This window comes from Reinekea blandensis MED297, from assembly GCF_000153185.1.
Taxonomy (GTDB): Bacteria; Pseudomonadota; Gammaproteobacteria; order Pseudomonadales; family Natronospirillaceae; genus Reinekea; species Reinekea blandensis.
In genome coordinates, this window is sequence record NZ_CH724154.1 from 191,040 (window position 1) to 206,442 (window position 15,403).

The window sequence follows — 15,403 nt, forward strand, 5'->3', positions numbered from 1 at the left end:
TACCGGCATCCGGTGAGATTTGCGTTGGTGGTGAACCGGTAAGCGACATTCAACTGGAAGCGTTGCGCCAGCAAATGGCCATCGTGTCTCAGGAATCGGCCCTGTTTGATGAATCGATCGAAGACAATATCTGGCTTGGCGATCTCAACCGCCCGGAAGAAAGCGTTCGGGAATCAGCCCGTATGGCCATGGTGACGGATTTTACCGAAGACCTGACATTTGGTTTGAAAAGTCTGGCAGGCCCACGCGGCACCAATCTTTCCGGTGGTCAGCGACAACGCGTCATCATTGCACGAGCGTTACTGCGCGATGCACCGATTCTGCTTTTGGATGAAGCGACCTCTGCACTCGATACACAGACCGAAGTGAAAATTCAGACGGTTCTGAATGAGTTCGCTCACGCCAAAACGGCCATTGTTATTGCGCACCGACTCTCGACTGTGATGAATGCCGATGTTATCCATGTTGTGAAAGACGGAGCCGTGGTCGAAAGCGGTACTCATGACGAGCTGATGCGCAATGGAACGCACTACCGGGAACTGTACCAAGCCCTGGAAAAATAACGAATGTGCGGATGGATGCCAGGGTTAGTGCTCTGGCATCCATCCGTAACCGACCTCAGCTCAACGCGCTGAGAGCGGCCTCATAGTCTGGCTCATCGGCAATTTCCGCGACCAGCTGGTTGTAAACGACCTTACCCTGCTCATCAATGGCCACCACCGCGCGGGCACACAACCCCGCCAATGGACCATCAGCGATTTTAACCCCATAACTGTCAAGAAACGCCGACGAACGAAAAGTTGACGCCGTTTTGATGTTATCCAATCCTTCAGCGCCGCAGAAGCGGGCAAATGCAAAGGGAAGGTCCTGAGACACGCAGAGCACGACCACATCGTCACGGTCGTTCATGCGCTCATTAAACTGGCGGGTCGACGCGGCACAGGTACCGGTATCCACACTCGGATAGATGTTCAAAATCAGTTTTTTACCGGCAAAATCGGCTAACTTAACGTCAGACAGATCCTGGCCTGTCAGTCTGAAGTCCGGTGCCTGGGAGCCAACAGCCGGCAAGTCGCCCTGTACCGAAACCGGGTTACCTTGCAGTGTCACTGAAGCCATAGTGTTCTCCTTGGATAAATTTATGGGTTATGAAAAATTAATGCTCGTCACTGACTATATACGACACCTACCTACATTGAGATGAACCACCGGATATCAACCATGCGAAAATCAGGGTTATTAAGGGGCGTAAAGACTGCCAAAGCGCATTGAGTGACATTCCTCATAAAGATACACTGTATCATTGTGTTCATATTATGAAGATCCCAATGAAACGACTGCTTCTGATGGTCTGCTGCCTGTGGCCCACGACCGCGCTGCTACATCCTCACAGCTGGATAAACCTGACCACCGATTTTGTCATCGACGATCAGGAACAGTTGGCGCAAGTTCGACAGCGCTGGATATTCGACGAGTTCTATTCTGCCATGATGCTGGCCGATCTCGACCGGGAATACCCCACTCGCGAGTTAGCCCTGTTGGCTCATGGCAATGACATGATCGCCAGCCTGTCTCAACACGGTTTCTTTTCGCATCTCGTTCTGGCGCAAAATCAACACGCGCTGCCGTCGCCGGCTGAACACCAACTCAGCGTGGTTACGACGCAGGAAGCTGACATGCTGGTTCTGGAAATGGTGTTTGATCTTTCCTCAACCCCGCTGCCGGTTTCTGAACTGTCCTGGCAGGTCTATGATCCGACCTATTATGTGTCCATGCGCCATGACGATGTTGAACGCATTCGCATTCACAACCGCAGTTCTCTGGAATGCATGCCTAACCTCATAGAACCGAACCCGACCGAAGAACAGATGAACTACGCCAGTTCCCTCGACCAGACCCAGAAAGACACCGATGGTTTGGGACGACTGTTCGCTCAGAAGGTGATCGTGCAATGCGTATAGCCACCTCGCCCCGCTTCTGGGTCATTCTTTTGCCACTGGTTCTGGCTGCGGCGCTGTTGAGCTGGGTCTGGTCCGACCTGATGCTGTCCATCGTCACCTGGCAGCAGGCCTTGCATGAACGACTGGCCGATCACATCAAAGAGGTTCGTAACGCTCCATGGACCGTCGGTGGCTCATTGATGGCGCTGTCTTTTTTTTACGGTGTTTTTCACGCGGCAGGCCCCGGTCATGGCAAGGCGGTGCTGATTACCTATCTGGCCACGCAAAAAGAGAACATCCGCCAATCCGTCACCATCGCTATCTTTGCCGCCCTGCTGCAGGCCATGGTCGCCGTCGGCCTGATCAGTGTGGTTGCGCTGATGCTGGGTTGGACCTTCCGAGACACGCAAGCGCTGGGCACTCAGGTACAGCTTGGTAGCTATGCGCTGGTTATCTTTCTGGGTCTGTACATCTTTATTCACACATTGAACCAACTCTGGCAGTCCCGGCACGCGCACTGTCACCATACCCCACAGGTCACCAGCCGCCTGCGGTTAAAACAGGCAACTGCGCTGGTTTTTTCGATGGGTCTGCGCCCGTGCTCCGGTGCGCTGTTGGTACTGATTTACGCGCACCTCGTCGGAGTTTATGCGTTTGGTGTCGCAGCCACCTTTGTGATGGCCATCGGGACAGCATTAACGGTCAGCGTCCTGGCCATAGTCAGTGTGCTGTTGCGCGACCGGCTTCAGGCCGCATCAGACTCTTCGCACCACCATCACCATCATCACACCAGTACAACATCGTTATGGATACGGCTGTCGGGTGGCACGATTCTCCTGGCACTCGGCATCGGGCTATTTATGGCTGGCTGGGGCATCAACCAAAATCACCCATTGTTATGACCGGAATTTCTGAAAGGAAAAATGCGGCTGCAGCGGGACTCTCTTGCAATGCTGCAGCCGCACGGAAGGAAAGTTAATAATCAATCACGCGACAAAGCGTCGGTTTTCGCGGCACAGATAAAATCGTTTTTGTGCAGTCCATTGATGGCGTGCGTCCACCAGCGAACCCGCACCTTACCCCATTCGGTCGTGATCTCCGGATGGTGACCTTCGGCTTCGGCCAGTTCGCCAACCCTGTTGGTAAAGGCTAGCGCCAATCGGAAGTTTTTAAACGTGTAGGTGCGCTCCAACTGCATAACACCCTCGACGACAATAGGCGCCCAATCGGGGATTTCCCGCATCAGTTCGGCCAGTTCATCGTCGCTGACTTTCGGGGCATCGGCTTGGCAGGCTTCACATTTCTGTTGTGCGAGGCTCATGGTTTCTCCTGATTTCATTAGGCGTTGACTGCTTGTTTTTCGGGGAACTTAGGGGCAAACAAACCGAGTTTTTTAGCCTCAGCAACCGCCCCCATGATGTCCTGATCGGCAATGTCAAAAAGCTGATCGACATGCTCAAGAGTGAAGTAGATCGGTTGCAGAATATCAATCCGGTAGGGCGTTCGCAGAACCGTCATCATATCGAATGGCATGCGCTCCGGTGTATCACTGGCGAAGGCATATTCCGTTTCTTTAGGCGATGACAGAATGCCGCCGCCGTAAATGCTGCGTTGCCCAGCGCTGCTTTGCAACAGACCAAACTCGACCGTAAACCAATAAAGGCGAGCCAGGTACACCCGGTCTTCTTTGCTGGCAGCGAGCCCGAGCCGACCATAGGTTTCGGTGAAGCGGGCAAAGGCCGGGTTCGTTAACAGCGGACAGTGGCCGAAGATTTCATGAAAGATATCCGGCTCTTGCAGATAGTCCATATCCTCCGGCGTGCGAATGAACGTTGCGACCGGAAAACGTCGATTGGCCAGTAACTCAAAAAAGGTGGAAAAGTTAATCAACGCGGGGACAGCCGCCGTTTGCCAGCCGGTTGCGTCCATTAAAACCCGGTCAATATCTTTAAGCTGTGGAACTTCATCGCTCGGCAGATTCAGGGCGTCGGTCCCGTCCAGATATTCTTGGCAGGCACGCCCCTGCAGAGCCGGCAGCTGTCGGCTGACCAGCGCTTTCCAGGTATGGTTTTCGGTATCGGACCAGCGAATAAAACCGTCTTTATCCGGCTGATGTGCCACATACTGGGTGGACTTACCCATAAAACGTCTCTCCGATATTATTTTTATTTTGTACGGCTTATTTCGGACGGAAGTGATGAAAAAGTACAGTTTTGAGCGTTGATAGATCGATTCGAAATCTGTCAACAGAAATGGACGCATCGTCCCGATCTCACGTACCTGAATGAGCCCGTAATCGGCCGGATAACGCCAGCGGAAGCGGTTAACACCCCCGGTTAATCGATCGAATCCAAAGCTTTACAGCCAGACCTCAGAGGAGGGTTTCACTCAGCTGTTCCAGCCGTGCAGCAGGCGCGGAGGACCTGCAAAAATGGAACGTTCAGAGGCGCGAGTCCCCATGGATGGATTGGCGACGTGTCTATTTTCGCAGGTTCTCGGCTCGAGGCCCGTAGTGCTTTGAATGACTGTGGGACAGCCATGACAGCTTCAGGAGAAAAGACGCTGATCAATGTAGTGTTTGACATCAATCCCCGAGGTGCCGTTCATGACCTCATGCGCTATCGTCAGACCACTGTTAGCTTCCTGACTGAGATCCACCAAAGCCGGTTGCTGTAAACGATTGTGCTGAGCGTCGGTTACCACAAGCAGCAAAGGGCGATCCGGGTCAACGTCATTGGCCTTGATCACCACCGCCAGTTGTTCGCTGTTCAGCTCCACCAAAACCCCAGCCGGGAACAGACCGATGCATTTCAGAAACGCACGGGCCAGTTCCGGGTCAAACTGGGTGCCAGCATTCTTTAAAACCACCCTGAGCGCTTCAAAAGAGGTTTTGGGTTTGCCATAACAGCGTTCGCTGGTCATGGCGTCATAGGCATCCACAATGGTGATGATTTTTGCGTAGTAGGGAATCTGACCGCCGGACAACAATCGAGGATAACCCCGACCATCGAGACGTTCATGATGACAGTGCGCCACGTCGACGACGTGACGCTGATCACCCTGAGTCGACATCAGGATATTGCGGCCATGGGTGGTGTGTTCGGCCATGATGTGCGCTTCTTCCTTGGTGAAACGCCCCGGCTTATTCAGAATTTCCAACGGAACTTTGCATTTGCCGACATCGTGCAACAGACCGCACAGCGCAATCAGCCGGATTTCAAAGTCCTGCAATCCAAGATGCCGGGCGAAGGTAGCGCTGAGAATGCATACATTCATGCTGTGCTCGGCGGTGTAGTCGTCTTTATTCTTGATCATCGACAAAAAACGCAGGGCGTCTGCATTTTCAAGTACCCGGTCGACCACTTCCGATACCTGAGTCCGACAATCCTCCATGTTCAGCGCCCGACCGACGCGCAACCCTTCCATGATGTTCGATGCCATAGAGCGCGCAGACTTGAACGTTAATCGGGAGGATTCCACAGCACGTTCAAAACTGACTTGATTAAGATAGCGTACCCGCTCAGTTGACTGAGGCCCGCGCTGAACCTTGGACTTCACCGCTCGCTGCTCAGCCGTGGCATGGGCGGGTGTTTCACGCTCAGAAGCGACTCGAGCCTGAATGGTCACCCGCTGACAGGCCGCTTGCAATTGATGAATTTCTTCCTGAGATTGAATGATGAAGCTCTGCAGCAAAAACCCGGTTTCTGCCCAGGGTCGGTCAATACCCACCACATGCATGCCAACTTCCAGCTCTTCGACCGGTATTTCTATATCCCGACGTTCAAACAACTTCATTCTGATGCATCCAGAGCTCTGGTAACGACAACCATCATCAACCTCTAAGTATAGAGGGCTATTGGTATTGTGCGCAGAAATACACAGACCGGTTTGACGGTGATCAGGTCGCCGTCAATAACGGTCGCTCATCCTTTTCCTGTATGGGCCAGTGCAGTACCGCTGCGACAAGCCCAAGAACAATACCGGCAATCCAGATACCGTTGTAACTGCCGGTCGTTTCGTACAGGTAGCCGCCTAACCAGACGCCAATAAAGCTGCCCAGTTGGTGACTTAAGAAGACAATCCCATACAGAAACGCCATGTAACGCGTGCCAAACAATACACTGACCAGGCCGGAGGTCGGCGGAACGGTTGCCAGCCATAAAAACCCCATCGATGCGCTGAAAATCAGAATCGACGCCAGTGATACCGGCAACAATAAAAACAGGCTGATCGCCACCACCCTTGCCGAATAGATAAAGACCAGAATGTAATGCCGCGGCAGGCGCCCCGACTTCACGCCGGCCACATAGGCGCCAATGACGTTACATAAGCCAATTAAGCTGATACTCCAGGCGCCTACCGACGGGGCAAAGCCAAGATCCACCACATAACCAGGCATATGCACTGTGATGAACGCGACATGAAAGCCGCAAACAAAAAAACCAAAGGTCAGCAACGTATAGGAGCGCGACCCCAGTGCCTTTTTCAGAATCCGCAGCATAGATTGAGGCACTTCATCCGCCGGGGCTTCGCTCGCGCCGCTGTAGGGTGCTAATGGAATGGCCAAAATGGCCATAGCGAAGGCGGAAACCGCCAGAACTTTGATTGCCGGAATCACCTCAAACCATTCAATCAGCTGCTGCATAATCGGCACAACCAGAAACTGCCCGAAACTGCCTGCGGCCGTGCCGACGCCCAGCGCCCAACCTCGTTTATCTTCCGGCACCGCCCGGACCATGGCCGGCAACACAATGCCAAAGGCTGTCCCGGCCACACCGCCGCCAACGAGAACACCCGCGGTCAGAATGATCCCCAACGGCGAAGTGACCCAGGCCATGCCCGCCATGCCGGTGACATACAACAGCACGCCCACCAGCAACACTTTCAGATTACCAAAGCGGTCTGCCAGACCGCCGGCGAACACGGCGATCACACCCCAGGCCAGGTTCTGCACCGCAAGCGCCAGAGACATCACTTCGCGGCCCCAGCCATTTGCCTGACTGAGCGGCTGCATGAACAAACCGAAGCCCGCACGATAACCAAAGGACAGCATCAACAGGGCACAGGCCGCAAACATCACCGTTCGATAGGTGGCGACAGACGATGATCTCATAAAGGTTCTCCAGGTGAGGCTCTGTAATCGGGTTTAGACAGGCAACGGGGAAGACCATAACAAAGTTTTCGAATCGGCCCTATGGCCATTTAGGACGAACCCGAACGGACCACTCAAAACTCCTTGGCCTGATAGCCAATTCTGAACCCTCCCCAGTGCTCACCCTGCACAAAAATCGGCGCTGAAACATCGTGCATGATTTCACCGGTATCTCGCTTGTAGGTCTGCAGTAAAAAGGGTTTGGTATTGCTGCCACAGCGTTTCCCGGTACGGTCGGTAAACAGCCGCTTGGTCCGGTTTCCAGCCAGGTCTTTTTGGTAATCGCCAGTCAGTGGCTGGCAGAACTTTTTATTATGAGTTGGGAAATACCCGTTTTTGTCGACCGCACCGGCGTAGATAATCTCCGGATTGTCATCGAGAATCGGTTCCTGAATGGCCGGTAAAACGCGATCGGTAAAACCATCAAATGTTGTCCGGTATTTCGGCGGGTTGGTGTTTTCAATATCAATGTACTGAAAGTTAAACAGGTCCGGTTTACTGATGTCTCCATTGGCAATGGCCTGCTCAAACAACGCACCAATGCTTTGTGCCGCCTTTATGGCCACGTCTCGAATGCGGGCATTGCGATCTTCGATACCGAAGACCGTCAGGTTGATGAGAATGTCTTCGGCCTGGTTGCTCAGCGTTAATACCCGTTGGGAACTGTCCTGAATTTCTTCCTGAAACTGGTGGATCGAGTTGCGGATGGAGCCCACACCGTCAGCAATGCCGGAATGGCTGCGATTAAACTGCAGTAAAACATCACTGGCCACGTTCATCTGCTCGCCCGCCTGATCCGCCGAGGCCTGTGCTTCATCTGTCGTCGCTTCCAACTGCTGGACCATCGCCGTCAGCGACTGACCCGCTTCGCCGACAGAGGCCATGGCCTGCACCGACTGCTCACTGCTCTCGCTCACCTCATTGAGAACGGAACGGATGCTTTCAGTCGCTTCCGTTGTTCGTGAAGCCAAAGCCCGGACTTCATCGGCAACGACGGCAAACCCCCGCCCCTGATCCCCTGCCCGGGCAGCTTCGATGGCCGCATTCAACGCCAAAAGATTGGTTTGTTCGGCTATGTTCGTGATGGTATTGATGATCTCAACGATGTCGCCGGTCCGTTCGTTCAACCGCGACAGCAAACCTTCAGCATGCTGTATGCGCGATGCCATTTCCTGGTAACTCTGCACCATAGACGCCAGTGACTCGCGACTGGTGACCATGCGCTTTTTGGTATCCTGAACGTGATGATTGGCTTCTTCCACACGCGCCGTTAGCTCGCCACTGGCCTGTTCGAGTGTTTCCACACGCTGCGTGATACCTGTAGTAAAGGTCACCTGATCTTCGAGCCGTTTGCGCAACTGATCCATGAAAAACGACAGCGCCGCCCCTCCGATGGCGACCTGGTCGGCCGATCGGGTCATCGCTTCGGCACTGTCCATCACCGTGCTGTAAGACAGGTGACCCAATTGGTTTGGGTCAGTCGGATTCTGGCGCCCTTTTCTCAGGGCGATGTGCCAGACCGAATAATGGGTGAACACCAGCACTCCGATTGCCAGAACCGTCAAAAGTACCGTCTGCATACGTCAATACCCGCTTAAAACGTGAGCTGTAAGGCACCATAGTCAAGGAAGTGTCAATCGAAAAGCTATTAGACTAATTTGTTATCGACGACCCTGAACTCGCCTCAGCAAACGCTAGATGGCGACTTGTAAGCTGATCGGGAAAGGCAGAAAGGCGGTGGTGACTCAGACTTTCACCACCGTCGAAAAGAAGAATCAGACCGGAGCATCGGCTTTCAAAGCCAGAATGCGTCGGGCGCCATTGAGGACAATCAAGCCGATGAACGAACCAATCAGCAGGTCCGGGAGCGCGGAACCGGTCAGCCAGACGAGCAGGCCTGCGGCAATCACACCCAGATTAATCAGGACATCGTTGGCCGAAAAGATCCAACTCGCTTTCATGTGTACGCCACCTTCACGATGCCGGGAGATCAGCACCAGGCAGGTCACATTGGCGATCAGTGCGAGAGTCGATACCGACATCATCAACCCGGATATCGGTTCAGACCCCATCAGAAAACGACGACCAACTTCCAATAACACACCCACCGCCAACAGCAGCTGCAATATACCGGCGAGCCGTGCGGCCTTCATCTGGGTGCGGGCGCTGTGAGCAACGGCGTACAAAGCCAGACCGTACACAGCGGCATCGGCAAACATGTCCAGCGAATCAGCAATCAACCCGGTCGATTGCGCCATGATGCCCAGGACCAGTTCCACCACAAACATGACACCGTTAATCGCCAATAATATTTTCAGCACACTAGCTTCATCTTCAGCGGACGGATCGGCTTTCAGTTGATCAGCATGCTCCGCTCGGTACGGTTCGGATTTTTCCAGCGTCGCGCCCAAGCCTAAAGGCGCAATGGCAGAGGTCACGCCTTCAGCCGATCCCCCGTGGACAACAGTCAGAGTGCGTCCGGTCAGATCAAAGTTCAGGCGCCGAATGTCGGTCTGGTCATTCAATGCCATCCGAATCATGCGTTCTTCGGACGGACAATCCATTTTCGGAACCCGGTAAAAACTGACCAGATCACCCGCTTGGGGTTGGTCTGAACCCGCTTCAGTTTCCTCAGGTGTTGTGGACTGACAGCCACAACCTGAGGTTTCGTTATCACTCATTGAAAATCCTCCTGTTCAGTACGCTTGGAGTGCCGTTTGCCATTGAACCGGAAAGGTGACCGGTGTTGAATGCATTCGCTGATATTGCTCCGCCACGTCAAAAGAAACCAGCGCCTGTTTCTGTTCAATCTTCGTTAAAACAGCCTGTTTTGCCGCGTCGAGATGAGCCGCCCATTCTGGCGTGATTCCGCCACATTCAACGGCCGCCCGGTACTCATCCACATCTTTCCACTGATACTTTCCGTTGGGGTAAACCATAAGATCCAGGTCCAGATCCAGAGAGTCATAGCCGACGGTGGACATTTTGTAAGGCAGCTCAAAGTTAATGTAATATCCAAGAAACTGGTCAGTCGATGCATCCCAGAACAGCTGGACTGAATAATACTGAGACGGGTCTTTGACGATCAAAACATGATTACGCTCCCATCGCCTGACGTCCAGCCGCCAACCCTCACGCGCAATCTGCCAACGATTCTGATGGAACAGCACACGGTCTTCCGTGTATCCAGTCGGTACCGCAAAATCACTGCCCGCGGGATACCACAAACAGATGCAACCCGGTTCCGATGAGACCACCTCAACAGCACGAGCCGCCCACACCTTACCACCCAACATTTCCCGTAACGCGAGGGTCTTCCGACTCATGCTTGAATGTCCTTACTGGTTATTGCCCTGCGTCGCTTAAAAGTCCACGCCTTTGCGCGCTTTGATACCGGCGTTAAACGCGTGTTGGATATCTTTGACTTCCGAGACGGTATCCATAATGTTCTGCAGTGCACGACCGCCACCGCGTCCGGTAACAACCACACTCTGCTCAATCGGTCGCTCGCGCAAGGTCGTTAACACATTGGTTTCATCAAGGTACTGATAACCAATCATATAAGTCAGTTCATCCAACACCACCAGGTCGAACGCCGGGTCCTGCAACATTCGTTTGGCCTGCTCCCAGGTTCGTTCTGCGGCGGCAATGTCACCGGTGCGATCCTGTGTGTTCCAGGTAAAACCAGTACCCATCTGATAAAAATCAACCTGCGGGCAATGATCACGCAGATAAATTTCTTCACCTGAAAGCTGAGCCCCCTTGATAAACTGAACAACGCCTACCTTTTGTCCGTAGCCCAACGCCCTAAGCACCATGCCGAACGCGGAGCTGGATTTGCCTTTGCCATTGCCGGTCAGAAGCACCGCGACGCCTCGTTCGATATCCGCTCGATCAATGGCCGCATCAACTTTGGTTTTCTGTTTTTGCATGGCGCTTTTGTGTTTTTCGTTTTTATCCACGATGGTCCCTAAATCATGCTTAATGTCTTTTATCGATGAACGCAAGCTCTGGGTTCACCGTTTTTCTCCGAGCTTTGCATCCTGATGCTGCTGTAAACATGCCATGGTCTTATTATACAAGATCGCCGCCGACAGAACGTATTTACCGTGAACATCCGGTGTGTCTGACAGGGAGACAACGTCATTCAGAATCCAGTTCAATACCTGTACTGCACTTTTATCTCTGCATGTCATATTCAATGATACAAGGTTAACGAAGAGCGCTGGCTCATTAAGCTGAACTCTGTTGATTAATGCATCTTTGTTCAATGCGATATCCATGTCTAAACTGATTGTTCTCTCCTGAAGTGATGAATCCTCCCCGGGTGTCAGGTATCGGTCATTCCTTATTCCCCGAATAAACACCATATGAGGTGCGATATCGTCATCCACGAGAGTTGAATGCAGGCTGTTTCCGTCAACCTTGTGTCGCGAGTAGGATACCCATTGTTCTTTTGTGATTACCTTATCTGAAACAGACGCGTAGTTGTCACTCAAGCCTTTTGCCAGGCTCTGTATATAGATGTTTTCCCCGGCAAAGAAATCGAGATACTTACGTTTTTCACGCGCACCAAGGTAGACAAAAGGGTCAAAATAGTTGAGTGAAAACCGGGTCACATAATGTCGATAGAATATATCGCTATTGAGTGCCTGCCCAGCCACCAAAGACATGGTTCGTTGGGCGACTTCTCTATCCAGAACCAACGTCTCTATGCCTGGAAACCGCATCCAGTTGGTATCAATAATAACGTTATGAACGGTATTGCCGTTGACTGCCAGGTCCCAGGCAATATAGGACTTTTCATCAAAGTGCATGGGAGGCGGCCCTGAAGGGATGATGTGCACCGTTCCTTTCTCGCCAAGCTCAGAGTTGGTCGACAAAGCATGGCTGCCCGCTGTCGAAACATCCGAATATTTCCAGACATGAAGTGTTGGCAAATCTGAATGGGGTGTTACGCCGTGCATCTCGGTCGTAATGGTTGCCCCCATCACTGTTGGCATCACCGCACAAAGAAGGCTCATAAATCGCATACAGAATCGCATAGTAATGCCCGTTCTTTTTTAGGGAATTGAGCAAACTATGCTATGCGAGCTGACAGGTTATGAGCAACACCCATCAGCTTCTTATTGTGATTCAATCATCACCAATCAATTTACCCAGCATCGCATGGTAAATATCCCGATCACCGATGTATCCAACAATGGCCGAGTTTTCCGCCACCAGCACACCGTGGCCGGTTTGATAACGCAGCGCCATCACCTCCTGCATTTTGGTCTGAGGGTTGACCACAACCGGTTGCTTAGGCAGGGATTCCAGTGTGGCGCCTTCCGTCCATTGCGTGACCGCAAGCGGCGTCGAATCACCATATTGCAATCGGGTATCGGAAATGTGCCCACCCAACTTCAGCCAGCAATCGTCGCGCTTGCTTATGCGACGTCGACCGTCTTCTTCAGCAAAGCGATCCAGAGGGCGCATTAGCGCCTGGGCATTCACCACGTCAACCGGATTGGTGTGGGCCACAAAGTCACGTACGTAATCGGTCGCTGGGTTCAGGACAATGTTTTCCGGCGTGTCATGCTGGACAATTTCACCGTCTTTCATGATGGCAATGTGATTGCCAAGCTTCAGGGCTTCGTCGAGATCGTGACTGACGAACACCACGGTTTTGTTCAACGTTTCCTGCAGATGCAGCAGTTCGTCTTGCAGCTGCGTGCGGATCAGCGGGTCCAGTGCAGAAAATGGCTCGTCCATTAAAATGATGTCGGTTTCCATGGCAAACGCCCGGGCCAGACCCACACGCTGCTGCATGCCACCGGAGAGTTCATCCGGACGTTTGTCGGCCCATTCGGCCAAGCCAACCAGCTCCAGCTGATGCATGGCTTTTTCGCGAACGGTCTTTTTATCCAACCCTTTCTGCTCAAGCCCGAAGCCGACGTTTTCTGCAACGGTCAACCAAGGCATTAACGCAAACTTTTGAAACACCATCGTGATGGTGTTCATACGTACATTACGACGGTCATCTTCGCTAAGCGCGTGAAAGTCCTGAACGCCCTCTTCGGTTTCAATCAGGATTGAACCGCGCGTGACCGGGTTTAAGCCATTGGCGGTCCGCAACAGACTGGACTTTCCGGAACCGGACAGTCCCATCAAGACGCAGATTTCACCCTTGCCGACTTTTAGGCTGGCATCGCGTACACCCATGACCAAGCCCGTCTGATCCTGAATCGTCTGGCGGCTTTCCTGTTGATCCATCAGTGGCAAAGCGCGTTCCGGCTGTTTACCGAAGACCACGTCGACGTTTTTAAATTCAATCATCTTAAGCGCTCCGGTTATTTGGTTTTGAAGATGCGGTCGAGCATGATGGCCACCAGCACGATGGCGAGGCCCGCTTCGAAACCGGTGGCAATGTCGACGGTGTTCAATGCACGGACGACGGGTTTACCCAAGCCATCGGCACCGACCAGCGCGGCGATTACCACCATCGATAAACTCAACATGATGCACTGGGTGATCCCGGCGCGGATGCTCGACATCGCCGCCGGAATCTCAACTTTTAATAACAGGCTGCGTTTGGTACACCCAAAAGCACGTCCGGCTTCGAGCAACTCTTCCGGCACTTCAGAAATGCCGAGATAGGTCAGGCGGATCGGAGCGGCAATAGCAAACACAATGGTAGAGACCAAGCCCGGCACCACGCCCAAACCAAACAGGGTCAACGCCGGAATCAAATACACAAAAGGAGGAATCGTCTGCATCAAATCGAGAATCGGGCGCAGCAGACGGAACAACCAAGGACGATGCGCCGCAGCAATGCCAAGCGGCACGCCTAACAGAACACACAGCCCGGTGGCATAGACAATTAACGAGAAGGTTTCGATCGTTTCTTCCCAGTACCCCAGGTTCCAGATCAGCAACAGAGACAAGACAAAAAATGCCGTAACGCCTTTATTGCGCTGTCGCCAGAATACCAACGCGGCAACAATGCCAATAAACAGCCAAGGGGGGAGCAGGGTTAACACGTCAACCAGGCTTTCAATCATCACTTCCAGTGCGCCGGAGATGGCATCAAAAAAGCCACCACTGACATCGATCAGACCGTCGATCAGGGTTTCTGCCCACGAGCCAACCGGAAGTTTGTTATCGGTAATCAAACTCATAACAGGTTTCTTCAACAAAAAATGGAGATGGGTCCGAACCGGTCAGTACCGGTTCGGACGGGGATCGGACCTTACAGATCCAGATGCGCTTTAACCGCTGGCAGTGCCGGCTCACCCTCAAGGGTTTCAACACCTTCCAGCCAGGCGTCCAGAACGTCCGGGTTCGCTTTCAACCAGGTTTGCGCCGCTTCGGCAGGCTTCTCACCGTCATTCAGGATCAGCGCCATCACTTCGTTTTCAGCCGCCAGCGTAAAGGTCAGGTTGGTCAGCAGCGTACCGACATTGCTGCACTCTTCTGCGTAACCCTGACGAACGTTGGTGTAAACACTGGCGCCACCGAGGTTCGGACCAAAGAAATCGTCGCCACCTTCCAGGTAGGCCAGATCAAAGTTGGCGTTCATCGGGTGCGGTTCCCAACCGAGGAACACAATCCAGTTGTCGCGTCGCGTCGCACGGTTCACCTGCGACAACATGCCAGCTTCGCTGGACTCAACCAGTTCAAAGTCTTCCAGACCAAAAGCATTTTGATCGATCATGCTCTGGATCAGACGGTTACCGTCATTACCCGGCTCGATGCCGTAGATGCGACCGTCGAACTCATCGGCGAACTTAGCGATGTCGGCAAAGCTTTTCACACCGGCATCGTAGGCATACTGTGGAACGGCCAGTGTGTACTTAGCGCCTTCCAGATTTTTGTGAAGGGTTTCTACGGTACCCGCTTCACGGTACGGCGCAATGTCGCCTTCCATGGTTGGCATCCAGTTACCCAGGAACACATCGATATCGCCGTTTTCCAACGACTTGTAAGTAACCGGGACCGACAACAGCTGGGTGTCAGTCTGGTAACCCATGCCATGCAGCAGTTCAGAAGCGATCGCCGTGGTTGCCGTAATGTCGGTCCAACCCACATCAGAAAAACGCACGGTTTCACATTGATTCGCCTGTGCCGTCAGTGCAACGGTCGCCAGGGCCGCAGGGAGTAGGTGTTTCATAGTCATCATCTGTTTCCTATCGTTATCGTGAGTGATGAACAAATCGCTGAGGAACATTCGGCAGTCCTGCCCTGTTTTTCAGCGACCTGAATGAAGGCTCACTCTCTGAGGTGCGCAAACCATTGCGCCGTCACGGGGCCAACCGTCACGCTCTGAGCC

The 15,403-nt window shown here is 53.0% G+C and carries 16 protein-coding genes; 3 read left to right on the forward strand and 13 right to left on the reverse strand.

The features are described 5' to 3' along the window. Positions 1–563, forward strand: a 563-nt coding sequence (locus MED297_RS18490) for an ATP-binding cassette domain-containing protein (RefSeq protein ID WP_008047679.1), incomplete at its 5' end; no start/stop codon positions are given. A gap of 55 nt (positions 564–618) precedes the next feature. On the opposite strand, the gene tpx is transcribed toward MED297_RS18490, so the two are convergent. Next, positions 619–1,119, reverse strand: a complete 501-nt coding sequence (tpx, locus tag MED297_RS18495) for a thiol peroxidase (RefSeq protein ID WP_008047680.1) — start codon at positions 1,117–1,119, stop codon at positions 619–621. Positions 1,120–1,328: 209 nt separating this feature from the next. Here tpx and MED297_RS21600 point away from each other — a divergent pair, with 209 nt between their 5' ends. Together MED297_RS21600 and MED297_RS18505 are read left to right on the forward strand one after the other, a co-directional pair. Further along, the gene (locus MED297_RS21600; protein WP_008047682.1) at positions 1,329–1,961 is read left to right on the forward strand and encodes a DUF1007 family protein; all 633 of its coding nucleotides are present in this window, start codon (positions 1,329–1,331) and stop codon (positions 1,959–1,961) included. Continuing rightward, the gene (locus MED297_RS18505; RefSeq protein WP_008047683.1) at positions 1,952–2,842 is read left to right on the forward strand and encodes a nickel/cobalt transporter; all 891 of its coding nucleotides are present in this window, start codon (positions 1,952–1,954) and stop codon (positions 2,840–2,842) included. The genes MED297_RS21600 and MED297_RS18505 overlap by 10 nt, the downstream gene beginning before the upstream one ends. Positions 2,843–2,922: 80 nt before the next feature. Here the strand turns inward: MED297_RS18505 and MED297_RS18510 are convergent, their stop codons facing one another. From MED297_RS18510 to MED297_RS18565, 12 genes are all read right to left on the reverse strand, one after another. Continuing rightward, complete coding sequence (locus MED297_RS18510; RefSeq protein WP_040557613.1) at positions 2,923–3,261, reverse strand: 4a-hydroxytetrahydrobiopterin dehydratase; 339 nt, start codon at positions 3,259–3,261, stop codon at positions 2,923–2,925. Positions 3,262–3,278: 17 nt separating this feature from the next. After that, a complete protein-coding gene (phhA, locus tag MED297_RS18515) occupies positions 3,279–4,082 on the reverse strand; it encodes a phenylalanine 4-monooxygenase (RefSeq protein WP_008047685.1) in 804 nt (267 codons plus the stop codon). 405 nt (positions 4,083–4,487) lie between these two features. Then, entirely contained in the window at positions 4,488–5,735 is a 1,248-nt protein-coding gene (locus tag MED297_RS18520; RefSeq protein WP_008047686.1) for a cyclic di-GMP phosphodiesterase, read from the reverse strand. A gap of 103 nt (positions 5,736–5,838) precedes the next feature. Continuing rightward, positions 5,839–7,053, reverse strand: a complete 1,215-nt coding sequence (locus MED297_RS18525; protein WP_008047687.1) for an MFS transporter — start codon at positions 7,051–7,053, stop codon at positions 5,839–5,841. Between the two features lie 113 nt (positions 7,054–7,166). Further along, positions 7,167–8,672, reverse strand: a complete 1,506-nt coding sequence (locus tag MED297_RS18530) for a methyl-accepting chemotaxis protein (protein WP_008047688.1) — start codon at positions 8,670–8,672, stop codon at positions 7,167–7,169. Between the two features lie 195 nt (positions 8,673–8,867). Then, positions 8,868–9,773, reverse strand: coding sequence for a cation efflux transmembrane domain-containing protein (locus MED297_RS18535; protein ID WP_008047689.1), 906 nt, complete (start codon positions 9,771–9,773; stop codon positions 8,868–8,870). A gap of 15 nt (positions 9,774–9,788) precedes the next feature. Then, a complete protein-coding gene (locus tag MED297_RS21605) occupies positions 9,789–10,418 on the reverse strand; it encodes a DUF402 domain-containing protein (RefSeq protein WP_050762954.1) in 630 nt (209 codons plus the stop codon). A gap of 36 nt (positions 10,419–10,454) precedes the next feature. Beyond that, positions 10,455–11,054 carry a cob(I)yrinic acid a,c-diamide adenosyltransferase gene (cobO, locus tag MED297_RS18545; RefSeq protein ID WP_272912043.1) on the reverse strand — a complete coding sequence of 200 codons (600 nt, stop codon included), beginning with the start codon at positions 11,052–11,054 and terminating at the stop codon, positions 10,455–10,457. A gap of 54 nt (positions 11,055–11,108) precedes the next feature. Next, complete coding sequence (locus MED297_RS18550; protein WP_008047693.1) at positions 11,109–12,125, reverse strand: hypothetical protein; 1,017 nt, start codon at positions 12,123–12,125, stop codon at positions 11,109–11,111. A gap of 103 nt (positions 12,126–12,228) precedes the next feature. Continuing rightward, positions 12,229–13,410 carry a choline ABC transporter ATP-binding protein gene (gene choV / locus MED297_RS18555; RefSeq protein ID WP_008047695.1) on the reverse strand — a complete coding sequence of 394 codons (1,182 nt, stop codon included), beginning with the start codon at positions 13,408–13,410 and terminating at the stop codon, positions 12,229–12,231. A 14-nt stretch (positions 13,411–13,424) separates the two neighbouring features. Next, on the reverse strand, positions 13,425–14,252 hold the full coding sequence (gene choW / locus MED297_RS18560; protein ID WP_008047696.1) for a choline ABC transporter permease subunit: 828 nt from the start codon (positions 14,250–14,252) through the stop codon (positions 13,425–13,427). Between the two features lie 71 nt (positions 14,253–14,323). Continuing rightward, entirely contained in the window at positions 14,324–15,244 is a 921-nt protein-coding gene (locus MED297_RS18565) for a choline ABC transporter substrate-binding protein (protein ID WP_008047698.1), read from the reverse strand. Between the last annotated feature and the right edge of the window lie 159 nt (positions 15,245–15,403).